This is a genomic window from Ligilactobacillus animalis KCTC 3501 = DSM 20602, from assembly GCF_001434535.1.
Taxonomy (GTDB): Bacteria; Bacillota; Bacilli; order Lactobacillales; family Lactobacillaceae; genus Ligilactobacillus; species Ligilactobacillus animalis.
The window spans coordinates 1-25,815 of sequence record NZ_AYYW01000035.1 but is presented as its reverse complement, the minus strand read 5'-3'; the positions used below and the strand labels follow the sequence as shown (position 1 = coordinate 25,815).

Below are 25,815 nucleotides of genomic sequence, written 5' to 3'. Positions count from 1 at the left end.
ACCCCACATTTCTCTTCCTAGTGAATATCAGTCAGCCACTACTGGTTTCTTTGCGCTAATTCTATTTTATTGTAAAACACAAAAAAAGTGTAGTTCAAATCGCAAACTACACTTCATCTTATTTTATTTTTGATCCGAGCTTTTCCCTTTAAAAATCATTTAGTGTTGTTTCTTCAGACAAAACCTCGACTAATTGACGTAAGATACGTTGAAAAACAGCCAGATCACGAACTGAAACTGTTTCTTCTAAACGGTTTTGTAAAAGTTTCCAAAATTCGGAATTGGATTCCAATGCTTCGTGATATTTATCGGTCACAGAAAGATGTGTTACACGATGGTCTACATCATCTAGCCTTTTTTGAATCAAACCAAGCTCAAGCAACTTTTTGATGTGATAGTTCGTATTTGGAGTCGATTGTCCCAACAGTTTTGAGATCGTCCCGATGGTTGGATCTTTCAACTGATAGATCGCTTCCAAATAGTAAATATCGATCGCACCGAGTTTTTCCAAACCTGGCATGTTGCTATTACGATACTCGTGCAAGCGCAAAACTTGGCATAAGTTAGTCGTCATTTTTTGTAATGAACTCATTACGTTAACCCCCTCTAAATCAATGAGCGCTGAAACTCGTAAGCTTAGCAATAAAATCTGACACGCTAATCTACTGCCATGCGCTCGCTTGCTGTAAAGGAAGGCATGACACACCCCTCGTAGATAGTATAGTCTCCACCATACTAATAGCAATTACATTGTACACTATTCTAAAATTAAAGTAAAAGATTATGATAAATTTATTTCTTCAAAAAAATCAATGCAAGTGTTTGATAAAGTCACTCAGCTCGGTTGAACTCATTTGATAGTTACTGTCGACCCATTTGAACAGCAATGTTAAAAAGGCACCAGCTATCATATCTGCGGCTAATTTTTGGTCAGTTGCATTGAGCACCGTTTCTTCTATCCAAAGAATATTATGCAAACGATTATTTAAACTTGCTTCTAAGATCTGTTCAGCAACCATATCGATCATGAGCGCATATAAGGAATTGTTGCTATTGTTGATCGAAATATTCCGGAAAATATCCTTATCGTGAACGATCATTTCGATCATCGAATCAACAACATTATTCTCATCGATCTGTTCCAACCAGATCGTTTGAAAAACATAATGCAATAGATCGTACTTATCTTGAAAATAGCGATAAAATGTACTCCGGTGCACATTTGCTTCCCGGCAAAGTTGATCGACTGTTATCTTTTCGACTGCCTCATGATGCAAAAGAGCTAATAAAGCTTGCGCAAGGGCGTCTTTTTTTCTCACTTGACTCTTACTCATAGATCTAACCTTTATCCTTATCTTATCATTAGCATATCAAAAAGGTAGCTTTCCTTTTTTGCCTTATTAAATAATATAATGGAGCCTGCAGTAATTCAAGTACACATCCAAGTAAAAAAGGCAACAGCAAAAACCCAGACTGCTTTTAGATCTTTACTGTAGCCTCTTTTGCCGCTTTTCTTAACGCACCACTAATACAGAGATCGGTGCATTTTTTGCCATATAAGCTGCTTGGGAGCCAAAGAACTTCTTGACACCCTTCTTGGAAAGCGCCCCAATGATCAATAGATCAGGTTCAACTTTCGGAATGACACGCTTGATGATAGTTTCACCAGCGTCACCTTCAGCAATTACGACTTCGACCCGTTTGATCCCAGCTTGAAGTGCGATCTTGCGGTAATTTTCAACGTGCTTTTCCAATTCCTTACGTTCACCATGAATGTAATCGGCACTCAAGGCTTGGAAAACGTTCATCTCATCTGATTCAAGGATCGAAGTGATGCATAAAGTAGCATCTAGATCCAAGGCCCGACGCATCGCCACCCGAAAAGCAAGCTGCGCATCTTCAGAATCATCGACCCCAACGAGGATCTTTTTGATGTTTTTGATCGGTTCTTTGTCCATATCAACCATCCTAACTATAAATATTTTTTAACGTTCTTAGTATAACACATTTTTTAATATCCGAAAGAATAAATTAGGCGCTCCTAAATAAGATAAATTCATTTACATTGTTGGCAACCTACTCGATGAAATTCTGCCGGAATACAGTCACACTCCAATTTCTCGGGTGCACTACTTTTTTTATCTTCAAGTTTGGCAGTTATTTTAGCGATATCACCCTGCGTTAAATTGAGATTTTCCACTAAATAAGCTAAAGTCTTGCCCACATGCATCTGACAAATATTGCTAAAATTTTGCATCAACTGGGCATCGATCGTTGCTTGTTCTTGGACTAAAGGCGAATAGATAAAGCCACGCCCTTCTTTTTTAGTTTCAAGTACATCTTTAGCGACTAACCGGCCTAAAAGAGTTTTAGTCGTTGCTGGTTTCCAGTTTTGCTTTACTTCCATGATCTCGATCAGCTGGCGACTAGTTGCTTGCCCCAAGGTCCAGATCACACGCATTACTTCCCACTCAGCGTTACTGATTTCGATTTGTTCTGTCATTTGATCACCCTGTCACTTTATTAACTATAATTATACCACGTACGCGTAATATCTCCTTGTTTTAACTCTTAGCTGCCTCTAAAAATTACTCTACTTGTCACTTAAAAAAACTTATCTTATAATGAATAAGATTCTTAATACTGAGAAAGGAATTTTCACTAAATGTTACTTGAACTCTTAAAGGCTTTCTTATTCGGGGTCGTTGAAGGGATCACCGAATGGTTGCCGATCAGCAGTACTGGACATATGATCTTACTTGATCAATTTGTCCAACTTGGTGTCTCAGAAGATTTTTACAGCATGTTTGAAGTGGTGATCCAACTTGGGGCGATCTTAGCCGTAGTTGTGATCTACTGGCACAAGATCTGGCCGTTCCACCAAGCCGATAAAAGCGCACATGCTCAAGGTATCTGGCGTTATGTCGACAAAGATATCATGGTCATGTGGCTCAAGATCTTCATTGCTTGTTTACCTGCTGGGATCATCGGTGTAGCTTTCAATGATACTTTTGAACGTCTCTTTTATAACCCGACCTGCGTAGCTATCGCCTTGATCGTTTTTGGTATTGCTTTTATTTTGATCGAAGATATACATAAAAATAAGCAACCTAAGATCACCTCGATCGCTGAACTTTCGTATTATACCGTAGTTTTGATCGGCTTTTTCCAATTGATTGCAGCCGTATTTCCCGGGACATCTCGTTCAGGGGCCACGATCGTAGGGGCTTTGATCTTGGGTGTTTCGCGGACAGTTGCGACTGAATTTACTTTCTTCTTGGCAATTCCGGTCATGTTTGGGGCTGCGCTATTCAAATTAGTAAAATTTGGGTTTAGCTTTACACCTTTAGAAATTTGGATCTTAGTTGTTGGTCTAGTCACAGCCTTCATCACTTCGATCATTGCGATCAAGTTCTTGATGCAATATATCAAAAAGCATACTTTCAAAGCTTTCGGGTGGTATCGCATCATCTTAGGACTTTTGGTCATTGCCTATTTCTGGTTTGTAAAATAACTTTATTGAATATTTACCGATACAAAACAAGGCTCTACCACGATACAGTGTGGTGGGGCCTTATTTGTATGTCTTACTTTAAAAGTAGTAGCCATTATTTTTTAAGGAATTTCAAAATTTGATATGAATTTGCTTAATTCAGTTGTCTTTTTGGAGCGTCTCCAGTAGAATCATATTTACTAACTTAAGAGGAGAATTTTAATGGACACAACAGTTTTGACCGAACTTATCGGACAGTATGGGTATCTCGGGATCGCACTGCTGATCGCCCTTGAAAATATTTTTCCCCCGATCCCTTCAGAAGTCGTTTTGACATTTACCGGATTTTTGACTCTGACTGCCGGCCTAAATGTTTTAGGTGCGATCACCGCAGCTACGATCGGCGCCGTTTTAGGGGCAGTGATCTTATATGCGGTGGGCCATTTCTTATCTGTCGAACGCCTTGAAAAGATCTTAAACGGTAAAATTGGCCAAACATTGCGTTTCAAAGCAGAGGATCTAAATAAAGCGACTAATTTCTTCCAAAAAAATGGCGTCTTAGCCTTATTCTTTGGCAGATTCGTCCCCGTAGTTCGCTCTTTGATCTCCGTTCCTGCAGGTATGACCCATTACAAATTTACAAGTTTTATCATTTTGACGACGCTTGGTACTTTGATCTGGAATACCGTCTTGATCATCGTTGGTCGTATGGCTGGTTCAGCTTGGCCTCAGATCGTTGCCATGATCGAGACCTATTCGTTAGCGACCGTGATCGTCTTAGCCCTCGCATTTGTAGGCGGTGGCTTTTACTTCTTTAATCGTAAAAAAGCATAAAAAAATGGAGATCATTGCTACGTGATCTCCTATTTTTTATGCTTGATACATATATTCACGTGTCATTGGTAAATTGCTACCACTTGGTCCTTTCGAGATCAAGTACTGGATCACATCGATGTTGCCCGATTCAAATGAAGCTGCACAAGCTTGCAGATACAGATCCCACATGCGAATAAAACGTTCATCTTCGATTTTTTTGATCTCAGGTAGTGCCCGGCGGAAATTTTGATCCCATAATTCCAAAGTCTTTTGGTAATGACGCCGCAAAGTTTCAATATCAGCCACTTGCATCCCTGCATCAATGATATGTTCGATATTTTCAGTCAAACCAGGGACATAACCACCTGGGAAGATATATTTATCGATCCACGCATTGACTGCACCACCCTGTTGCCGTGTGATCCCGTGGATCAAAGCTGCGCCGTTTGGCTTTAAATATTCGGAGATCTTTTGGAAATATTCACCTAGATTTTCCTTACCGACATGTTCAAACATCCCTACACTAGTGATATAGTCAAATGGTTCATGTTTGAGCTCACGGTAGTCTTCCAAAATGACTTTAGCCCGATCTTCGAGGCCTTCAGCTTTGATCCGTTCGTTAACTAGATCGTATTGTTCCTTACTCAACGTGATCCCAACAACATTTAGATCGTATTCTTTGCAAGCAGTCAGCATCAAAGTGCCCCACCCGCAACCGATATCAAGCAAAGTTTTCCCGGGTTTAGGGTCTAACTTATTGATGATATGATGCACTTTATTTAGTTGCGCTTCTTCCAGCGTATCTTGTGGTCGCTTGAAATAGGCACACGAATAGGTCAGTGTCTTATCGAGCCACAAACGATAAAAATCATTACCGATATCGTAATGGCTTTGCACATCTGACTTACTTTTTCGCTCAGTATGTGATTGTTTGGGTAAAAAGTGTTTGAGCTTATTATTGTTCAAAAAGCTATCAGCTGATTCATAGGCTGAGGTTATCAAGTCTTGGATCGAGCCTTCGATTTCAATCTCTTTATCCATATATGCTTCACCTAAAGTCAATGAAGCATTATGAACTAACTCTCGCATCGAAAAATCTCGGTGGAAGGTTATTTTTACTTGCGGTTCACCATCTCCGTACCGTTCTGTCTTACCATTGGCATAAGTCACTTGTACTGGAATATTGAATGAATGTTCGAGCACTTTTTTTAACAAGAAATTATTAAACATCTAAATTCCGCCGCCCTTCTAAAAATAAATATAGTAACAAGTACATTCTAGCACTAGTCTTTACTAAATTGTAAGCAAATAGATCTATTTATTTTTATCATCCATAAAATTTAGCAAGTTTTTCTTTTTCGGAGTCTCTGTCTGCACTCCTTCCAAGAGTTGCGTTCGTGTGACCCCAACAAAAAACAATTCCTGCTTAGCCCGTGAGACCGCTGTATACGCCAGACCCTGATCTTCTGGTTCTAGGACGTAGACTCGCTTAGATCCACTACCTTGAGCTTTGTGGATCGTTAAGGCGTACGCTAAGAGAAGATCTTTTTTAGCCCGATACAGGGGCAACTTATACTTTCCGACTTCAGTTTGGACTGTTACCGTACTATCTTCATCATCATTTTTGAGCTCAAGTCCTATGACCTCACCAAATTCACTATTCGTGTAGCCGTAATTTTGAAAACTGTCATCGTTATGATAGAAAACGACTTTTGCCCCGATAAAAAAGCCACCCCGACCAAGCCCATTTTGAAAGTAAAATGGCACAACTTTTTGCTTACCCTTTGATAAAATGCGGTAAAATTGCTGATTGATCAAACCAACCGTCTTATTGCGATAAGCCAAGATCATACACTCTTCCAAAGCTTCGTGTTGATATTTGGCTAAGACCATTTCTTTACCAGTTGCCGTCTTAAATGCCTGACTGCGGGCTAAATACCTGATGTCGCCAGCCCGACAAGCAGCGATCAACTCACCCGTGGCTTTATCTTTACAGCGCAGATTAGCTCTAAAATAAAAGCATGCTCCCCTAGCTTTTATCAAGTCCATGGGATCACCACAAACACTCAATGCGTCTTCGTCTTGTGAGACTGGCGGTAACTGTTTTTCATCTCCGACCAACAGATAACGGACTTTCGTACTAAAAGTCTGGGTCAATTTAGCTAGTAATTCCAGAGGCGCCATTGATACCTCATCGATAATGATCACTTCATAATCATTCACCAGTTCTTCATTACCATTTTCGATCTCATAGATCACATGCTGCAAAGTATCATTGTTAAAGAAACCGTGTTGCGCTAAATTCAGCCGTGCCTTATGTGTCGGGGCTAAGGCTAAAGTCTTTTTAGGATCAAGGATCTGGCCCAAAGTGTAAGTTTTTCCCGAACCCCCAACACCTAGTAAATTGATGATGACGTGCTTATTTTGCGCGAGCCACTTTAAGAAAGCAAATTGCTCTTTAGTCGGACGATAAGTTTTAGGCGGATGAACTAAGGGTAATTTACGCCGCGAGTGCTGGCCCAATAACTGACTAAAGTTACGTTCATATTGGCATTTATCCACTAAATGTAGCGTATGACCACAATTCTGCTTGCATAAATAGCCAAATTCCTTGAGCAAATTTAATTCTGAAAGGTCAGCCGCTTGACTTTCGGGCAAGACTTCACCTACCTGCTTTAAATAGACGAGATCATCGCACCCTTTTAAATGCCGGTCAGCTGTTTCATCCAAAAGATCATTTAACTCCAGTAATTCAGTGATCTTAGGCCGGTCAAAAGCTGGGATCTGTAAGAGTGAAAATACGCGGGATCGTTCCCATTTTGACTTGAAGAACTCGTCTTCTTCCAGATGATCATTGAAAACCGAACGCAAAAAAAGATCGGGAAACTTCGGTAGATATTTACGATAATACGTCCGTTCATCCCTGATCGAACACGACATGTAGCCTTTGAACTCTAGGAATTTAGGCTTCGTGACCGCTAATTCTTGCCATTTCCCAGCCGCAAAGCGTTGTTTTTGGAGCTCACTCATCCCGTTGATAAAAAATTTATACGCCCGATATTTGGGATGAGAAGTTTTAGCGATCGGGGTCTTATTTTTAGCAAACTGAATAAATTTAAAGCGCATATGCGTGGGGGCTTTGCCGGTCCACTTAGTCAAGATTTCAGCAAAAGGCTCCAGTTTGGTGACCGCATCGATTTTTGCTTGCTCTAAAAATTCAGCTAACTGGGTCTCATTTTTGAACTTGACTGCTGTTTTTAACGCTAACTGATAAGCTGCCTCACGATTTTTAGTTGTCTCTGTGGCTAAATGGGCTTTGACTAAGGGATAAATATTTTCCTCAGCTTCATTGAGCACAAATGCACATTTAGCTAAAAAGTAGTTGACCGAACGATATGTCGGTTCACTTTGCCGGACCTCATCAAAATAAAAGCGCGCCTTTTGGTATTGCTTTTGGCGCATTGCTTCACATGCTACTTGGTATGTTTTTTTTATTGTTTTCTTAAGCATCTTATCACCACCTTCAAAGTCTTAATAAAAATTTATATTACTTTTACAGACAAATAAAAAATTCTGTGTTATGCTTTTCTAAACAGTCAAGAAAGGGAATACATTGCACACAGCTAAGAAAGGATGGATTCGATGTTCAAACACATTAAACGCTTTTTATGGTTGCTTCTTGCGATCATCAGTTTTATCTTTGGAGTGATCGGAATCTTACTTCCAGTTGTCCCCCAAGTGCCCTTCTTTATTTTAGGCTTTTTCAGCCTCTCTAAGTTTTCACCGCGCTTCCACAACTGGATGGTGAATACTAAGATCTACCGTAAACTCCAAAAATTTCTGGACGAAAAAATAGCTGAAGCCGAGGCTAGATCAGAACATATCAAGCAAACTTGGTATCAAGTCCTTTGGCTAAAATTCTTATTACTCGCGAAAAATTAATGATTAACGCCCACAAGCAACGTCGACTCTTGCAGTTTGCGTTACTTATGGGCGTTATTTATTTTAAGCGTTATTGTCACCTAACGCAGCTTTTAGAGCTTGAGCTAGTGCACTTTCTTGTGGTTCATCATCTTGATTGATCTTCTTTAGCAGCCGTCTTTCTTCGTGTTTGGTCATCTTCTTGTTCTTCTTTTTGCCCCCAGTTAATTTTTCAGTCGTCCCATCATATTTACATCTGAAATAATCACCGTTCTTGCCACTGATGATCAACATTTTCTTATGACAGACTGGGCAGCGATGATTGGAGACTTTTGCCTCAGCTCGGCGCTTGTAATCACAATTTTCACTGGTGCAGACCAGCAATTTACCGTCCCAGACCTTCTTTTCCTTCAAAAAGGCACCACATTTAGGACATTTTTTCTTGGTCAATGAAAAGTCCTGATATTTTTGTTGACTGTTCTTCACTTCACGAACCAAACGTTTAGTATCAGCTTCGATCTCGCGTAAGAATTTTTTGCCATCATAATTTCCCTTAGCGATCTGTTCGAGTTGTTGTTCCCACTTTTCAGTCAATTGTGGGCTAACGAGCTCTTCATTGACTAATTCCAGCAATTGTTGGCCTTTTTTAGTCACTCGTAAACTGTTGTTAGTCCGCTCCATCAGTTCCGATTTGACTAATTTTTCGATGATCTCAGCTCGTGTTGCCGGTGTCCCTAAACTATAGCGCTCCATTTGAGTTAGCAGTGAACCTTCACTCAAAGGCTTAGGTGGGGTCGTTAAGGCTTCTTTGACCGTGAAATGTGGCGCAACTTGCATACCTTCGCTAAACTTAGCAGCTGCCTTTTCTGGTGTCGTGTTCTTTTTCCAGCCAGCTTCAATGACTTTTGTTTGGGTCAGTTTAAAGCGTTCCTTACCAAAAGCAAATACGATCTTTTCTTGGCGTTCTTTGTGAGGTGCTGCAAATAAACCTATAAATCTTTCGGCGATCAAAGTATAGATCCGATGTTCATCACTGCTGAGCTTATTATACTGTGGTAACTGTTCCGTTGGGATCAAGGCATGGTGGTCTGTCACCTTAGCGTCGTTAAAAGCTTTATTTTGAACGACTTTTGCGCCCTTGACCGCATATTGTTTAGCTTCCGGAAATAGCCCTGCGATCGCATGTAATCGATCTTTTAATGTCGCCTTTAAGTCATTAGATAGATATTTACTATCAGTCCGAGGATAAGATACGATCTTATGCACTTCATATAAACTTTGGACTAATGACAAGGTCTTTTTAGCGGAATAGCCGTACTTTTCGTTGGCAACGCGCTGTAATTCTGTTAGATCGTATGGTAAAGGTGCAGGGATCGTCTTATCTTTAGCCGTGATCTGTTCGACTTTACCATTTTGAGAACTCATCTTTTTGACGAGTTCATCTGCTTCTTTGCGCTCCTTTAATGCATGCGGATCTTTTTGGACCCGTGTTGCTCTTTGACCGGCAACTTCAAGACTGATCGTAAAATATTTTTGTGGGATAAATTTGCTGATCTTCTCTTCTTGCTTAGCCACTAAAGCTAAAGTTGGCGTTTGGACCCGCCCCGCCGATAAATTATCCTGGTACTTGACCGTTAAAGCACGCGTCACATTCAACCCGATCAGCCAATCAGCTTTAGCCCGGGCCAAGGCCGAATAATAAAGATCATCGTAAGCTTTAGCTGGCTTTAGTGAAGCAAAGCCTTCTTTGATCGCTTTATTAGTTTGTGAAGATATCCATAAACGCTTGACTGGCTTATTGAAACGAATATATTCCAAGATCCAGCGCGCCACTAACTCACCCTCACGCCCAGCATCGGTAGCGATGATCGCTTCTGAGATATCTTTTCGTTTAGCTAAGTTAGCGATCGCTTTTAATTGGGCTCGCGTTTTAGGTAATGGCTTGGTCCCGATATACTTAGGGATCATTGGCAAAGTTTCCATTTGCCAAGTTTGCCATTCATTTTTTAAATCTTCCGGCATCTTCAAAGTCAACAAGTGACCAAGCGCCCAAGTAACAACATAATTTTTACCTTCATAATAATTCTTGTGCTTTTGGTCTGCGCCCAAGATCTTGCTCAGATCACGGGCAACACTTGGTTTTTCTGCCAACACTAATCGTTTCATATTTTTCTTCCTTTAAGTTTGATAATTTTTATTATCTAATTTAATCTACTTTTTTGCAAATTTTTCAGGCCAATGAAAAAAGTGGCTCAAATGAACCACTTTTCTGACTAATCTTTAACTACTTTGATCGGTAATAAGAATTTTTGCCACAGTCCTAGGCATTGTGCCATTAACTCTGGATAAGCTTGGGGTCTGATCTTTTGTCCATTTTGGGTCAAGAATTCAAACTCCACGCCACCTTTTTCAGCTGTATAAAAATCAGTCGGTAAAAACTCATTTTTAGCATAAAATTTTAAACGGCGTAAACGCTCGTGGTTGTTAGCCTCAGCTTCATCAGGCCTTTCAGCACTTAAGCCGATCACTTGCCCTTGATAACGCTCTTTTATCAGCTTCATCAAACCACTGCCATACCCCTTAGAGCGTTCAGTCGCTTTGATCGCCAAAAAGAACACATAGACTAGTTCGGCATTTTTGACCGTATAGATAAAACCGACCCAGTTATCATCGTCATAGAGACTACAAAATTCGGCTATCTCAGTCTTAGTGCGCTTTTTTAACAGCCAAAATGGGATCCGTTCTACGGCTGGAAAAGCACTCAAATACAATTCCTTTATCTTAGGTAGATCAGCTGGAGTTGCTGTAACTAATTTCAAAGTCATAAATATCCTCCTCATTGCTACTTCTCAACTATAGCAGACCTCTCCTAATAACTCTAGCCTTGATAGAGAGCTTTTACAGCTTCGATATCTTTAGGTTGGATCGAATAATACGATCCAGCCGACTGCATCACTGAGACATTTTCATCATCATGCGCCAAACCGATCGCATGCCCTAATTCATGTTCTGCGGTATTAGTTATCCGTAATTGGGAATAACCATACTGCGCATTTAATAAATAATAGGAATTGAGATAGACATCTGCACTGGTCAGACGATTCGTCAATTGATTTATCATGGTATGCGTCACCCCAGCTGCACTGGTATTGGCATCATTTTGTTGTTTTAAAATGATCTGGGCTCGTTTTTTATCATCAGTCAAATCAAAGTTAAAAGCCCCAGTTTGGTTCCAATTTTCGATTGCCCTTAAATAGGCGGTGCGGAAGCGTTCATCACTTGCTTCAAGATAAACAGTCGCTGTGTTTTTGCTCCAACGTGCGCCATTTGCCGCCTGCGCATTGGTATCCTCAGAATAACTTTGCGCCGTTGGATCACTTGGGGATATGCTTTCAGTTTTGACATTCAGCAGCTTTCCTTGATCGGGAACGATCTTAGTTACCAAAGTCTGTATCTCACGCACAACTGGGAGAGCGTAAGGACTAGTCATAAACCACAACAAGCCTAAACTTAAGCTAGCAGTGATAAAAAGGGTCAAAAATAGATTCCAAATGAAACGTAAAAATCTGATTTTGCGTCACCTCGCAATTATTTTTTGCTCCCTGTACTTACTAATTGTACACAACTTTCGGCTTAAAACTTTTAAAGAATTCTTTAAGTTTACCTATGCTTGTTCCAAAGCTTGCTCTAGATCTTGTAGCAGATCTTCTTTAGCTTCGATCCCCACTGATAGTCGGATCAATTCATCGCTGATCCCATCTTTTAGCCGGATCTCACGTGGGATAGCTCCATGTGTCATGATCGCAGGTACTTCGATCAAACTTTCCACTGAGCCTAAACTTTCGGCTAACGTGATCAAGCGCAGGTATTCGATAAAGGCTTTTACATCGGCCCCAGCTATCAACTCAAATGAGATCATCCCCCCAAAATCACGCATTTGCTTTTTAGCAAGTTCATGCTCTGGCGCACTTGGATCACCAGGGTAGTAGATCTTAGCAACTTTTTCATGCTTTTGCAAAAATTCAAAGATAGCTCGCGTATTTTCATTATGCGCACGCATCCGGACCGCTAATGTCTTGATCCCCCGTTGTAGTAACCAACTATCTTGTGGACCTAAAATAGCCCCGATCGCATTTTGTAAGTAAGCTAATTGATCCCCGAGTGCTTGGCTCTTAGTGACCGCTAAGCCTGCCACAAGGTCGCTATGTCCCCCGAGATATTTTGAAGCACTGTGGACCACGATATCAGCGCCTAGATCTAACGGCTGTTGCAAATACGGAGTCGCAAAAGTATTATCCACGATCACCAAGAGATCGTTAACATGGGCTAAGTCAGATAATGAACTCAGATCAGAGACATGTAACAAGGGATTAGTTGGGGTCTCTAAATACAGCGCCTTTGTATTCGGCTGGATCGCTTGTTTGACCGCTTTTAAATCACGGGTATCGACTGCGGTAAATTCCAGACCAAGACGATTTAAAACTGTATTCAACAGCCGAAAAGTTCCGCCATATACATCATTTCCTACGACAACATGATCACCCTTAGAAAATAAATTAAACACGGTATGGATCGCTGCCGAACCCGAAGCAAAGGCTAGCCCGCGCTTCCCATTTTCTAGCTCTGCGATCAATTGTTCAAGTGCATGGCGCGTTGGATTACCAGTTCGGGAATATTCATACGCTAGTGTCCCCCCCAACTCGGCTTGCTTATAGGTCGAGACCTGATAGATCGGTACACTTACTGCACCTGTTGTCTTATCATTACTGATACCACCGTGGATCAACTTTGAATCAAATTTCATTTAAATCTCCTCCTCAAATCGATAAATATGTTTACTTAAATAACGTTCTGAACTATCGGGAAAAATCGTGACGATATTACTGTTTTGGGGCAGCTTTTGTGCTAATTTCAAGCTAGCTGCCGACGCCGCTCCGCTCGAACTTCCGACAAACAAACCATTTGTCAGTGCCAGTTGCTTGACTTGCGCAGACGCCTCACGATCACCTATCGTATAGATCGCATCGGGCTTAGTTTGAGCGAAAAAGGGCGGTATAAATTCAACCCCGATCCCTTCCGTCAAATGACTATGGGGCGCACCACCATTTAGGATCGAGCCCTCTGGTTCAACCACGGCAGCTGTTAACCCAGGAAATTTTTGCTTTAAAGCTTGCGTGGTCCCAGCAAAAGTCCCGCCACTGCCAGCCCCAGCTACAAAAGCAGCTAAACTCAACTTATTTTTTTCAAATTCAGCAATGATCTCTGGCGCCAGACTAGTCGCATATGCAGCTGGATTGGCCGAATTTTCAAATTGTAGCGGCAAGTAGCTATCCGTGATCTGGGCAGCTAATTTCTTAGCTTGGGCGATCGCACCTTTGATCCCTAATTCACTTGGCGTATGTACTATTTTTGCACCTAAGGCACGCATCAAGATCTGTTTTTCCTGGCTAAATTTCTCGGGCACGACTAAGATCGTTTTTAAGCCACGTTTTTGTGCTGCTAAAGCTAGACCGATCCCAGTATTGCCCGCTGTAGGTTCAATGATCGTCGTTTCTGCTGTCAACAAGCCTTTTGCCTGCGCATCATCCATGAGATACTCGCCTAAACGATCTTTAATACTGCCACCTGGATTAAACATCTCTAACTTGGCATAGATCGATACATTATTTGGCGTTTTGACTGCAAGTTTTATCAACGGTGTCTGACCGATCAGCTGTGATACGTCTTGATATATCATGTTCTTCCCTTCTTTCTGCGATCTGAGTAGAAAAAAAGGGCGCAAACTTTAAAAAGTCTGCGCCCTCTTACGTTGAAGAAGCCTCCTAGTTACGTTAAAAAACTCAACGCAAATGAACCTTCTTCGCTAGCTGGCGCGAAGAAGGACAACATGTATGAGCCATATTGTTGATAACTAAAGTCTTCATCGTAATTCCTCTTTTCAAATCGTTATCAATACAATAACACTCACTTTTCGTAAATGCAATCTCTCTTGCAAAAAAATTTTTCTTTGCTAGAATTAAGCTAAATATTTTAACGAGGAGGAATAAATTTGACGATCCGCTTAGCCACTACCGCAGATTTACCCGCGATCAGTGCGATCTATGCATTTGCTCGTACTCAGATGGCAAAAGACAACAATCCAGATCAATGGGGCAAAAGTCATCCAGCATTGGAGCTCTTAGAAGCTGATATTGCTGCTAAACACCTCTATGTCATTGAAGAAGCAGGAAACATCGGTGGCGTTTTTGCCTTTATTCTAGGTGAAGACCCAACTTATCAGCAAATAGAAGGGTCTTGGCTAAACGACCAGCCCTATGGTACGATCCATCGTATTGCCGGCAACGGGAAAGTCAAAGGTGTCTTTAATAAGGCATTAGCTTTTTGTGAACAGCTCGAACCAAATATCCGGATCGACACTCATCAAAACAATAAACGCATGCAACACCTGATCGAAAAAAATGGCTTTACTTATTGTGGGATCATCCTGACTGATGACAACACTCCACGCCTTGCCTATCAAAAAAAGCGCCCGTAAAAGGCGCTTTTTTGCTATCTAAATATCATCTAAAACATAGCCCGCTGCACTTAGATGTCCACTGTCATCCCATTCAAGATAGATACCTTGGATCTCCGGTTCAAAACCCGGGAAATTTTCCATTGCCCCAAGCAGTACCTTGAAATATTCAGCATCTAGTGCTTGCCATCTTTCACCCGGTGCGACGATAAAGACTCCAGGCGGATAGGGCAAGGCCCCTTCAAGTGCGACTTTACCTTCGATCTCATCGAGTGGGACCAACTTGCCTTGTCCCCGCATAAACGCAAGATCTGCCGTGCGTGGTAAACAACTATAGGCTTGCAGCTCTGGTTTGATAAATAAGGCTTGTTGTAAATGGTATATCTCTTGTTCTTTAAAATACTCATGCATTTCTTGACATAACTGTCTTAAAGTATAGCCAGCATAACGTTCTTTATTTTGCCGATAAAAACGGGGGAGAGCTTTTTCTAACGGGGCATCTGTCAAATAGAGTCGTTCAAATTCTAATAGTGCCGTCAGCAATGTCTGTAAACTGAGCTCATCTTCACCGGGAGTCAAAAAGAAAAGTGTTGAATAAAGATCGGCTTTACCCGGAATGATCCGTTTTTCCAATAAAAATTCGCCGACTAATGGGCTCGGGATCCCCGTTTCAGTATATTTACCTGTCTTTAGCTCGACTCCCGGAGAGGTGATCGTCAACTTCAAAGGACTGATGATCGCTTCTCCTAAAGCAACTTTACTAAAGCCATGCCAGGTATCTTTAGGATCAAGTTGCCATAAGCTTAGGTCAGCCGCTAGCTTTTCAGTCGGGATATTTTCCCAGGAAATACCGTTTATCTTTGTGGGAACGAGTGGTTTAAACAGCTTGCTTTGACGCAACAATGTCTTTCTAAATTCGATCCCTTTGACCAGTGTTTCTTCCCACCACGCATGATTAGCCGAACTAGCTGCCATCGCTGCATTGACTGCTAAAGACGCATAGATCGGATAAGAGTAACTCGTTGTAACGTATTTAAGGTAGGCATTATTGAAGTGTTTATGATCGATATAACGTTTTTGCCCTTTTAAGTGTGCATCTTTTTTCAAGATCTGAGAAGTTTGGGCTACCCCAGCTTGCTGTTTATGCACAGATTGGGTCACTAAGATCCCTGGATCAGCTGGACCGTATTCCAAACTCAGCGGAGATAATTCTTTCATCAGATCGACAAATTGTTCATAACCGCCCCAAGCACAATCAAATAGAATATAGTCACACAGTGGTCCGAGCTTTTTAATGAGATACCGTGCATCATAAAAGACGCCATCATATGTTTCCAGTTGTAAGACCGCTAGTCTAAAAGGCCGTTTAGCTTTGGCTTTTTTAGGATCGACCAATGCGATCTGTTGGCGGATCTTTTTTTCATCTAACTCTTCACCTACCAAAGGACCGATCAACCCTAAAGGATCACGATCAGTCTTTAAATAGACCGGTTTAGCCCCTGTCATCACTAGGGCACTGTTGTAGAGCGATTTATGGTTATTTCGATCAAAGAGCACGAGATCGCCCTCGGTCAATGCAGCGGTCGCACAGATCGTATTTGAACTAGTAGTCCCATTTGTACAAAAATATACTTTATCGGCGTTAAAAGCTTTAGCCGCCTGTTTTTCAGCTGTCAACGGCGTTCCACCATGGGTCAAGGTATCGCCCAATTCAGGGATCGTGTCACTGACGTCAGCATATAAAAAATTATCGCCGAAAAAGTTTTTAAAGACTTCACCAGCTGGATGCCGCGTGTAAAAATTTCCATTATGGTGTCCCGGTGTGGTAAAGCTGACTGCTTTTTCATCGGCAAAATTGATCAGATCTAATAAAAAGGTGGGCACATTTTCTTTTTCATAAGCCGTGGCTGATTCCAACACTCTTTTCATATCGGCATCGATATTTTCCGCCGTGACTTCGATCAGCGGTATTTTTAGCCCAGAACGCTGACAGATCAATTCAGCGAGCGCACGTTGTTTGAGATCACCTGCTTCGATCACTAGTGCGGCTAATTTAGCGCCAGATACTTCAGGTGTCAATTCTACAGTTGGCCACTTCTTAGCTACGTCTGCCTGCAACTTGGCGGGAGTAGCTATCTTTAGATATTTCTTCATTTTTTCACCTACTCACTTTTTCAAAACAATTTTATATTTTTTCATAAGAAAAAACAAATTTATGGTAGTAATTTCATAAAGGATTCTTTAAAATGGAAAAAGTAATTATTTTCATAAAGGAGAAATTCGCGTGCATTCGAATAAGCATCCCGGTGTTAATGCAAAATAAACTCAAATTTTGCATTAATTAAAGGAGATAAAATTGAATACTTTAAACCAAAACTCACTCAACCAAAAGAAATATACCCCCTGGCTCGTCTTAACTTTACTTGATTTTGTTACGATCATCAGTTTTGAAAATATCTTTTATCCTTTTCAAAATCAAGGGCTATCGGTAGTTATTTCTTGGATCTTCATGTTGTTTGTCTATGTCATTCCCTACGAATTGATCGTCAGCCAATTAGGTTTGACCTTCGACCAACAAGCAGGTGGACTTGCTTCGTGGATCAGACGTGGGACTGGCAGTGATCTCTTTGGTTACGCTACTTCCTGGATGTATTGGGTCCAAACTATCCCATACTTAGTCGATGTCTCTAACTCAATCATCGTATCCTTTAGTTGGATCATCTTGGGTGATGCTACATTGAGCAGTCACATGTCCACCTTTACTTTTGGCTTACTGACATTTGTTATCATTTTAGCTTTCATTCTTTTGGAAAATATTTTCAAAAACGCCTTAGAGATCTTATCCTTGATCGGTGGGGGCGCAATGTTTATCATGTCAATGCTCTTTGTTTTAATGACAGGTTATGCCTTGACACATGGAGCACATATCGCAACACAACCATTTGATTGGTCGGCATTCAAACCTAATTTCAGTTTGCACTATTTTTCAACGACCGGTTTGTTGATCTTTGCGATGTCTGGGGCTGAACTTGCAGCACCTTACATCAGTCGCATGAAAAATCCTAAACGTGATTTCCCACGCTCTATGTGGATGCTCGCCTTGATGACTGGGGCGTTGACGATCTTTGGAACGCTAGCTTTGGCAGTCTTCTTTGATGCCAATAATATCCCTAACGACTTCAAGATGAACGGTCCTTATTACGCTTTCAAACTTTTAAGCCAACAATTAGGCTGGGACAATAGTTTGATGTATGTCTTTGCTGTTGTCCAATCATTTTTCATGTTAGCTCAGCTTGCAGTCTTGATCGATGCTGCCAGTCGCGTCTTTGCCGGCGATGTCAATCAAAAATACATGCCAACTTGGCTCACGAAGACCAACAAAAACGGGCGTCCTGTCCACAGTTATACTTTGACCGCTGGGATCGCCTTGGTCCTCTTACTTTTGAGTGGGACTTTACCTGATATCAACTCCATTTATAACTGGTTGCTTAACTTAAATGGGATCGTTTCCCCTTATAAGACCTGTTTAGTCTTTGTTGCGTTCATCGCCGTTAGATGGCAACAGGATAAATTTAGCTCAGACTATATCTTCATCAAAAACCGTACCGGGGCTTTGCTCGTTGGTTTCTGGTGTTTCTTATTCACATTTGTCTGTGCGACAATGGGATTCATTCCGCAAAATGCACACTTTGGAACAAAGCAATTCACGCATGAATTGATGATGAATTTCTTCTTTGTCTTCTTGATCTTTGGAATGGGTGTTATTTTACCATTCTTACGTAAACTAGAGATCAAACGTAAACAAAAATAAACATAACGGGCTAGAGATTTACTACTGATCTCTAGCCCGTTATATTTATTTTTCGTATAATTCTTTTTTAGCTTCAACGACCCAGCGTGCATTTGTATCAAATACATGAGCTTCCAAGATCAGATCAGCTTGTTTTGTTTCTAAAATGTACTCACACAACTTTGAATCAAGTAGCATCCCTGGAACTGCGATTGGTAAGTTGACTGCCTTTTTCATTGCTGTTGCATATGGAACTTGCCAGCCTTCATAAATATGGTCTGGCTTTTTATCAAATAGCCCACCAGTCGTGATACTCAAGCAATCGATCCCATCACGCTCGAGCCATTGACTGATAGTTTGCCACTCAGTTAGCTTATTTTGCTCATCTTCTTTAGCATAATCATCTAACGACAAGCGGACCCACAATGGCCCCGTATAAAAGTCTCTGATCTGAGTAATGATCTCTTGCACGAAGCGATAACGCCCTGCAAGTTCACCACCATACTCATCATCTCGCCGATTGATGACTGGCGAAAAGAACTCATCGATCAAAAAGCCCTCAGCTCCCTGGAGCTCGATCAGATCAACTCCAGCCTGTATAGCTCGTTTAGCTGCAGTTACAAAAGCACTTTGGATGCGTTTGATCTCAGCGATATTCAAGGCTCTTGGTTCATTGTAATCATCACTGTAGGCTTCAACAAGACTCGGTGCAACTGGTACCGACTCAGCTTTAGCTTTACGGCCTGCATGTCCGAGTTCGATCCCAACTTTTGTGCCCAAACTATGCAAAAAATCGACCAAACGCTTTAACTCTTCTGCCTGTTCGTCGTTCCACAAGCCTAAATCGTGCTCAGTCGTGCGCCCTTCAGGTTCAACAGCGGTCATCTCAAGGATAACTAACCCAACTTGCTCGACCGCACGTGCTCCATAATGAGCAAAATGCAACGGATTTAAGACACCATCACCTTTTTGGACACTATACGTCCGCATGGGCGACATCACTACTCGATTCTTTAGATTTAATGACGCTACTTTAGCTGTTGAAAACAGCATCGACATAAGCTTTACACCCTCTTTTGTGAATTATTATCCACCTAAGTTTAACGATAAAAGCTAAATTTGTAAAGATTTTGCTTAGTTAAAGTCTCGCCCATAAAGGTAATAAGTCTCGGCGGTCTCTTCGTTGCCTTCATCCCAATAAAAACGCTTTTCCACCAATTTTTCTAAGCCATTATGTTCATAGAAGCCATAATCCGATGAATCATCTGTATATAAATAGAATGATCTGACACCATTTTTTTGTAAATATTCACAGAAGTTGTTGTATAATTTTTTCCCTAAACCTAGACCACGATATTTTCCATTGACCAACAATAAATTGAGACTCCCTTCAAATTCACGTTTACTTTGAAGTAACAGCTCCTGATCTAATGCCATCGTTTGAATATATTTTTCAAAGATCGAATCAGGTTCGGTCTGCTTTAAGATTGCACCTAAAGCAGCAGTCTTTTTCCGCAAACAAAAGCGCTGGATCTTCGTATAGTCTAAAACGTCGCCGGCACAGATCCCGGCAGGCTTACCGTCGACCGTTACCACAACGATATAATCTGATTTTTGCAAAAGATCACTCAAAAAGTATTCTGCCATCGGTTCAACCAGGTCTTTGGGGACCCAAGAGCGATAATCCCAAGTTGTGATCACCATCTTTAAGATCTCATCATAGTCACTTGCCCGCATCAGCCTTAAATCAATTTCCATTTTTCACACTCACTTTACTGAAATACACCTAAATTTTAGCGTATTTGAGCCAAAAACAAAAGAGAGACGCAAATAACGTCTCTCTAATATTAATTTTCCCCACGTTCATAACTCAAATTCCCCTGACTGACTAAAGTATCAGCTGTTAGATCTAATAGCTCTTTTTTTGCCACTAGATCAGTAGTCTTTTTGATATATTCTTTAAAATGTGGAGTCTCCCGGTGCTTGGCATAAGCTTGTTTATCTTGATAGAATTCTAAAAAGATCCATTCATCCGGCTTATTCTGGACCGTTGCTGCATACATCGCTAAAACACCGGGTTCAAGTACGATCGCTTGGTGCATTTCACTAAAGACGGCAGCTTTAAAGGCAGCAGCACTGGATTTTTCTAATTGTAATTTAGCTAATTTTACCGTCACATTATCTGGCGTCCCTTTACCTAAAAAATCAAACTTTTCCAATAATAATTCTGGGATCAGATCGATCACCTTGCGATTGACGATCGCATTTTTAGCAAAAGTCGCGTACTTTTGAAATTGCGGTGAGGCTTGATGTCGTTTTTGTGCCGCAGTATCTTGATAGAGCTCAAAAACTAGATTCTCCAGCCCCTTTTCATCAATATGAGTTGCATGCATCGCTAATGTCTGCGGTTCAGTTTTGATCGATAAATTCAAATTTCTCTGTCCTAAAGCTAAAAATTCCGCTTTCTTTTCTGGTTTGATCTCAAGTTCATACAATCTAAACAAAGGCGGATATTCCAAATTGGTCACTTCATATCACCTGCCATTAATTTTTCAAAGTTTAAATACATGATCTGCTCGCGCTCTTTAGGTGTCAAAATTGCCTCGAGGACCGTCATAACAGCCCCAACAATCAACTCTGGCGCTAACTGTAATAATTACTGATAAAATTTAGGAGGCAAGACATGGGCAAAGATATCGATTGCCGGCTTTGACACTCCGATCACTCCTTTTGATTAATATTCTAAATTTTTTCTGTAAAAATCACGGCTAATTCTTAATTTTACTATTCGAGCCTTTCTGCTTTATTATAACAAAATCTTTAACAAAACGGCACTTATATATCACACAAGTTATTTTCAATTTTAAGTTATAGCAACCTTAATTTCCCTAAATTACTTAAAAAATATACTTTAAATCTTTCATTAATAGGTTTATAATACACGTAATCTTTTTTTAAGAAAAAGAAATGAGGTGCTACTATGGCAAAAAATGATGAATTACTTCACCAAGAAGCCCGCAGTTTAGCTTCGCAATCACGGATCAAGTACTTTGATCTCGTGATCGCACAAGGAAACGGCGCCCTATTGACTGATGCTGACGGCAAAGAATATATCGACCTCTTAGCCTCCGCCTCATCGACCAACACTGGGCACTGTCATCCATCGGTGGTCCAAGCGATCACCCAGCAAGCTCAAAAGTTGATCCAATACACACCAGCCTATTTTGCTAATCAGATCGCAGCCCAATTGAGCACCAGATTAACAAAACTTGCACCAATGTCAGGGCCTGTCAAGTTAGCCTGGGGAAATTCTGGCTCAGATGCCAATGATGCGATCATCAAATTTGCGCGCGCCTATACTGGGCGGCAATACATCGTGACTTTTACCGGAGCTTATCACGGTTCGACCTATGGCTCTCTGACTGCTTCGGGTGTCAGTTTGAACATGACCCGCAAGCTCGGTCCCTTACTTCCCGGGATCATCAAAGTACCTTATCCCGACCCCTGGCAAAAAGCGTCGCAAGAGACTGAAGAGCAATTTGTAGAGCGAATGTTTGCAGCCTTTAAGTTACCATTTGAGACCTATCTTCCTCCTGATGAAGTCGCCTGCATCTTGATCGAGCCGATCCAAGGTGATGGTGGGATCATCAAAGCACCGACAAAGTATCTCCAAAAAGTCTATGAATTTGCTCATGAACACGGGATCTTATTTGCAGTCGATGAAGTCAATCAGGGCATGGGACGAACCGGTAAATGGTGGTCGATCCAACATTTCGAGCTTGAACCCGATCTCATGAGCGTCGGCAAATCACTAGCATCTGGGCTTCCACTAAGTGCAGTGATCGGACGAGCTGAGATCATGGGAGCGTTGGACGCTCCGGCTCATATTTTTACTACTGCAGGAAATCCCCTCACTGCAGCAGCTGCTCTAGCTACTATTGAAATCATCGAAAAAGAAGAGCTTTTACGTCGCTCGACAGAACTAGGCAGATCAGCGGCGACCTTTTTCCAACAAGCTCAAGCAAAATACGATTTTATCGGTGATGTCAGAATGTATGGCCTCAATGGTGGGATCGATATCGTTGACCCTAAGACTAAACAGCCTTCCACCGAGATTGCGACCAAGATCATCCACCGTGCCTTTGAACTAGGTGTGATCATGATCAGTCTACGGGGCAATATCTTACGCTTCCAACCACCACTTGTGATCACCACAGCTCAGTTAGAACAAGCCTTTGCGATCTTAGAGCAAGTCTTTAGCGAAGAAGCAGCAGGAAAACTCCAACTGCCTAAAAATGCGGCTGAATTAGGGTGGTAAAAATTAATAGCCAAAAAGCGGTTTTGTGGTTTAAAATGATATATGCAATTTAAATCGAAAGGACCGCAATTATCATGAAATATCGCTTACAGGCATGTTTGTTTATTTTTATCGCTTTTATGCTCGGATGTAATGAGTATATTATCGTCGGGGTCTTACCAGACATTTCGAGTGAATTTGGGACTGGGTTATCACAACTTGGGCTGTTAGTCACCATTTTTGCACTTGTCTATGCGCTGAGCACTCCGCTTATAACCTCATTTGGCAATCGTTTTTTACGGCATCGTGTCTTACTAGCACTAATCTTGATCTTTTTTATCGGCAATACTTGGACCGCTTTAGCCACTAACTTTACTTCGCTTCTATTGTCGCGGATCTTGACCGCCAGTGTAGCTGGGGCGATCATTTCGATCGTTTTGGTCATGGCCAACTACATTGCACCGCGGCATAAACGAGCTAGCCTAGTTTCTTGGGTCTTTGCCGGTTTTAGTTTAGCTTCGATCATCGGGATCCCCCTTGGAACTTTGATCAGTACGACTTTTTCCTGGCACGATAGCTTTTGGATGATCAGTGCGATCACCTTTATCGTCTTATGCCTACTGCTTTGGCTCGTGCCTAAAGATACCCCTCAGTTTAAAGGGACACTCAAACATCAATTTGCGCTACTCAAAGAAAAGCAAGTTCTCTTAGGTGTCGCCTTTGTCGTAGCTGTGTGCGCCGCTGACTATACGATCTATACCTATATCCGTCCACTTTTCACTAATGAAATGGGCTTTAATAACACTTGGCTCAACTGGTTATTGTTTGGGATGGGGATCTTCTTTATCATTGGCAATAAGTTTGGTGGCTATTTAGCCGATAATGGTGGCTTAAAGCCACTCCGCTACGTCTATATCACGATGACACTATTGATGTTGCTCTTAGGACCAGCAATTCAGCTTCCGTGGCTAGGTGCAGCAACGATCGCTCTACTTTGCGTTTGCTTTGCTAGCTATGGTGCCTCAACTCAGCTGATGTTTTTAGATATCGCTGAGAAAAAATATCCCCAATCCCTTGATCTAGCATCATCGCTCAATTCGATCTTTGCTAACCTAGGGATCTCACTGGGTTCATTGACTGCAGCCCAAGCCGTCAGTGTTACTTCACTGGGAAATATCGGCTATATCGGTTCCATCTATGGGATCCTAGCCACTTTCCTCGTTTTCATCCTTTACGCTCAAAACAAAAAAATTTAGTCTAATAAAAAAACACGCCTCAGCGCGTGTTTTTTTATACATTCTCTTTTTGATACTGCTCAAAGTACGTTGCGATCTGACTGATCTGGGGACTCGTCGTCATGCAACAGCCACCAATGATGCTCGCACCAGCTTGATACCATTTTTCAGTCAGCTGCGTAAAATCTAACTGTTGCTCACTTTTGGCCCATGTCTTAGTCTCAGGATCATATTGAGCTCCGAGATTAGGGTAGACGATGAGCTTTTTAGTCGTTGCTTGCCGCATAACTTTAAGCGCTCCACTCACAAGCTCAGGTACGATACAATTGACACCGATCGCAAATACTTGCTCAAATTTACTGATCGCTGCAACCGCCCGCTTAAGTTCGGTCCCATCGCTAAGTGTCATTTCATCTCGGAGTGTAAATGAAACGTAGACTGGCATCTGAGGCACATTTTTTTCCAGCCATCTCAATAAAGCTAGTGGTTCTGAGAGTTTTGGCTGGGTCTCTAAAGCTAAACAATCCGGTGCTTGCGCAAGTACGGCCGTCAAACGTGGCAAATGAAAATTAAGATATTGCGCATCATTCAACAAATAATCCCCCCGATACTCACTGCCATCGGCAAGATAGGCTCCATATGGTCCGATCGAGGCAGCCACTAAAGCATGTTTTCCGGTCTGTTCTTCATAGTCATCTCGAGCTTTTTGAGCCACTAATACCGCCATCCCTACCAAGTTTTCAGCCTGCTGTTTGGAATGACCAGCTTTTTCAAAAGCTTGCAGATTAGCTTGATACGTATCGGTCAAGATCATCTGGGCTCCAGCTGCTAAATAACTGTAATGCGCATCATAAACAGCTTCGATATTGTCGCTTAACGCTTGGGCTGTCCACAGCTCACCCGTACTATCTATTCCTTGTTCTTTCAAGGCAGCCGCCATTGATCCATCTAAAACGTGGATATTTTCAGTAAATTTTTCGTTCATTCACTCACTTCCCTTTGCTAAGTTTTAACCTATATTACCACTCTTCTTACTCAAATGTACGTTTTTACACTCAAACTAAAAAATAAGCTGGTGTTACCACCAACTTATTTACTGATCAGATCGAGCGTGGTAAAACGATAAAGATCGCCGTGATCAAGACTTCCCACATCATTGCAGGCGGAAAGATCGTTAAAGTCAAGATCAGACCGATCACTTTTCCTGCAACATCAAACATGCCACGACCATCTAGGATACTAAAATCTGCCTCGACTGATTTTCCCTTATTTATGCGTTTTAGTTCCACATACATCCAAATATTGCAAGCTGTAACAGCTAAAACAATGATTCCATACATCGTTTGAGCAACGGGACTGTCAAAATTATCAGCTACGATACTTGTTGTACAGGGGAAAATGAAGAAAAGAATAACAAGATCAAAGAGTTCCATACTAGTTCATTATTGATCTTTTCAACATTATGCCAAGCTCGGTGCATATTGACCCACATCGTTCCTAACCAGAAAAATGAAACAGTGTAGGCAAAGAAACTCTCACGTAGATCCCAAACGGCAGCCCAAGTTATCGCTTCAGGTTTATTCAACTCTAAAACTAAGATCGTCATAATGATCGCTAATACTGCATCAGTGAAGGCAGTCAGGCGTTCTTTTGACATTTCCATAATTTTATATTGCCTCCTAGACATTTTTTATTACCTGAATTGTCAAATCAAGTTAGAAAAAACTACATGCTCATTTGTAATGTACT

23 protein-coding genes and 1 pseudogene are annotated in these 25,815 nt (G+C 41.4%); 7 read left to right on the top strand and 17 right to left on the bottom strand.

The genetic code is table 11. The features are described 5' to 3' along the window. Positions 1-148: 148 nt before the first annotated feature. The 4 genes from FC30_RS06270 to FC30_RS06255 form a co-directional block, all read right to left on the bottom strand. Positions 149-592 carry a MarR family winged helix-turn-helix transcriptional regulator gene (locus FC30_RS06270; RefSeq protein WP_010688132.1) on the bottom strand — a complete coding sequence of 148 codons (444 nt, stop codon included), beginning with the start codon at positions 590-592 and terminating at the stop codon, positions 149-151. 217 nt (positions 593-809) lie between these two features. Further along, on the bottom strand, positions 810-1,334 hold the full coding sequence (locus FC30_RS06265) for a TetR/AcrR family transcriptional regulator (protein ID WP_010688133.1): 525 nt from the start codon (positions 1,332-1,334) through the stop codon (positions 810-812). Positions 1,335-1,514: 180 nt separating this feature from the next. Next, the gene (locus FC30_RS06260; RefSeq protein ID WP_010688134.1) at positions 1,515-1,958 is read right to left on the bottom strand and encodes a universal stress protein; all 444 of its coding nucleotides are present in this window, start codon (positions 1,956-1,958) and stop codon (positions 1,515-1,517) included. Between the two features lie 98 nt (positions 1,959-2,056). Beyond that, entirely contained in the window at positions 2,057-2,503 is a 447-nt protein-coding gene (locus FC30_RS06255) for a CopY/TcrY family copper transport repressor (protein ID WP_010688135.1), read from the bottom strand. 162 nt (positions 2,504-2,665) lie between these two features. Here FC30_RS06255 and FC30_RS06250 point away from each other — a divergent pair, with 162 nt between their 5' ends. Beyond that, positions 2,666-3,514: an undecaprenyl-diphosphate phosphatase gene (locus FC30_RS06250; protein WP_010688136.1), complete on the top strand. Its 849-nt coding sequence runs from the start codon at positions 2,666-2,668 to the stop codon at positions 3,512-3,514. Positions 3,515-3,715: 201 nt separating this feature from the next. Continuing rightward, positions 3,716-4,327, top strand: coding sequence for a DedA family protein (locus FC30_RS06245; protein ID WP_010688137.1), 612 nt, complete (start codon positions 3,716-3,718; stop codon positions 4,325-4,327). Between the two features lie 36 nt (positions 4,328-4,363). Here the strand turns inward: FC30_RS06245 and FC30_RS06240 are convergent, their stop codons facing one another. Together FC30_RS06240 and FC30_RS06235 are read right to left on the bottom strand one after the other, a co-directional pair. Beyond that, the gene (locus FC30_RS06240) at positions 4,364-5,539 is read right to left on the bottom strand and encodes an SAM-dependent methyltransferase (protein WP_010688138.1); all 1,176 of its coding nucleotides are present in this window, start codon (positions 5,537-5,539) and stop codon (positions 4,364-4,366) included. An 84-nt stretch (positions 5,540-5,623) separates the two neighbouring features. Continuing rightward, on the bottom strand, positions 5,624-7,819 hold the full coding sequence (locus tag FC30_RS06235; RefSeq protein ID WP_056938490.1) for an ATP-dependent DNA helicase: 2,196 nt from the start codon (positions 7,817-7,819) through the stop codon (positions 5,624-5,626). A gap of 132 nt (positions 7,820-7,951) precedes the next feature. Here FC30_RS06235 and FC30_RS06230 point away from each other — a divergent pair, with 132 nt between their 5' ends. Continuing rightward, positions 7,952-8,251: a DUF454 family protein gene (locus FC30_RS06230; RefSeq protein WP_010688140.1), complete on the top strand. Its 300-nt coding sequence runs from the start codon at positions 7,952-7,954 to the stop codon at positions 8,249-8,251. 63 nt (positions 8,252-8,314) lie between these two features. On the opposite strand, the gene FC30_RS06225 is transcribed toward FC30_RS06230, so the two are convergent. The 5 genes from FC30_RS06225 to FC30_RS06205 form a co-directional block, all read right to left on the bottom strand. After that, a complete protein-coding gene (locus FC30_RS06225; protein WP_010688141.1) occupies positions 8,315-10,396 on the bottom strand; it encodes a DNA topoisomerase 3 in 2,082 nt (693 codons plus the stop codon). 107 nt (positions 10,397-10,503) lie between these two features. Next, positions 10,504-11,055: a GNAT family N-acetyltransferase gene (locus FC30_RS06220; protein WP_010688142.1), complete on the bottom strand. Its 552-nt coding sequence runs from the start codon at positions 11,053-11,055 to the stop codon at positions 10,504-10,506. A gap of 53 nt (positions 11,056-11,108) precedes the next feature. Beyond that, entirely contained in the window at positions 11,109-11,720 is a 612-nt protein-coding gene (locus tag FC30_RS06215) for a matrixin family metalloprotease (RefSeq protein WP_225361412.1), read from the bottom strand. Positions 11,721-11,894: 174 nt separating this feature from the next. After that, entirely contained in the window at positions 11,895-13,034 is a 1,140-nt protein-coding gene (locus tag FC30_RS06210) for a trans-sulfuration enzyme family protein (protein WP_010688144.1), read from the bottom strand. Further along, positions 13,035-13,967, bottom strand: coding sequence for a PLP-dependent cysteine synthase family protein (locus FC30_RS06205; protein ID WP_010688145.1), 933 nt, complete (start codon positions 13,965-13,967; stop codon positions 13,035-13,037). It abuts the gene before it with no gap. 312 nt (positions 13,968-14,279) lie between these two features. On the opposite strand from FC30_RS06205, the gene FC30_RS06200 reads away from it, so the two are divergent. Further along, positions 14,280-14,765: a GNAT family N-acetyltransferase gene (locus FC30_RS06200; protein WP_010688146.1), complete on the top strand. Its 486-nt coding sequence runs from the start codon at positions 14,280-14,282 to the stop codon at positions 14,763-14,765. 18 nt (positions 14,766-14,783) lie between these two features. Here the strand turns inward: FC30_RS06200 and FC30_RS06195 are convergent, their stop codons facing one another. After that, complete coding sequence (locus FC30_RS06195) at positions 14,784-16,898, bottom strand: putative ornithine decarboxylase (RefSeq protein WP_010688147.1); 2,115 nt, start codon at positions 16,896-16,898, stop codon at positions 14,784-14,786. Between the two features lie 202 nt (positions 16,899-17,100). Here FC30_RS06195 and FC30_RS06190 point away from each other — a divergent pair, with 202 nt between their 5' ends. Further along, positions 17,101-18,555, top strand: a complete 1,455-nt coding sequence (locus tag FC30_RS06190) for an APC family permease (protein ID WP_010688148.1) — start codon at positions 17,101-17,103, stop codon at positions 18,553-18,555. Positions 18,556-18,600: 45 nt separating this feature from the next. On the opposite strand, the gene FC30_RS06185 is transcribed toward FC30_RS06190, so the two are convergent. The 3 genes from FC30_RS06185 to FC30_RS06175 all read right to left on the bottom strand — a co-directional run bounded on the left by FC30_RS06185 (position 18,601) and on the right by FC30_RS06175 (position 21,062). Further along, complete coding sequence (locus FC30_RS06185; RefSeq protein ID WP_010688149.1) at positions 18,601-19,593, bottom strand: oxidoreductase; 993 nt, start codon at positions 19,591-19,593, stop codon at positions 18,601-18,603. Positions 19,594-19,668: 75 nt separating this feature from the next. After that, the gene (locus FC30_RS06180) at positions 19,669-20,292 is read right to left on the bottom strand and encodes a GNAT family N-acetyltransferase (RefSeq protein ID WP_010688150.1); all 624 of its coding nucleotides are present in this window, start codon (positions 20,290-20,292) and stop codon (positions 19,669-19,671) included. Between the two features lie 89 nt (positions 20,293-20,381). Then, the gene (locus FC30_RS06175) at positions 20,382-21,062 is read right to left on the bottom strand and encodes a putative quinol monooxygenase (protein WP_010688151.1); all 681 of its coding nucleotides are present in this window, start codon (positions 21,060-21,062) and stop codon (positions 20,382-20,384) included. 452 nt (positions 21,063-21,514) lie between these two features. On the opposite strand from FC30_RS06175, the gene FC30_RS06170 reads away from it, so the two are divergent. Then, positions 21,515-22,852, top strand: coding sequence for an aspartate aminotransferase family protein (locus FC30_RS06170; RefSeq protein ID WP_010688153.1), 1,338 nt, complete (start codon positions 21,515-21,517; stop codon positions 22,850-22,852). A 74-nt stretch (positions 22,853-22,926) separates the two neighbouring features. Further along, positions 22,927-24,087 (top strand): MFS transporter, encoded by a 1,161-nt coding sequence (locus FC30_RS06165; RefSeq protein ID WP_010688154.1) that lies wholly within the window; start codon positions 22,927-22,929, stop codon positions 24,085-24,087. Between the two features lie 34 nt (positions 24,088-24,121). On the opposite strand, the gene mmuM is transcribed toward FC30_RS06165, so the two are convergent. Further along, positions 24,122-25,051: a homocysteine S-methyltransferase gene (mmuM, locus tag FC30_RS06160; protein ID WP_010688155.1), complete on the bottom strand. Its 930-nt coding sequence runs from the start codon at positions 25,049-25,051 to the stop codon at positions 24,122-24,124. A gap of 115 nt (positions 25,052-25,166) precedes the next feature. After that, positions 25,167-25,723, bottom strand: a pseudogene (locus tag FC30_RS06155) (TMEM175 family protein). Between the last annotated feature and the right edge of the window lie 92 nt (positions 25,724-25,815).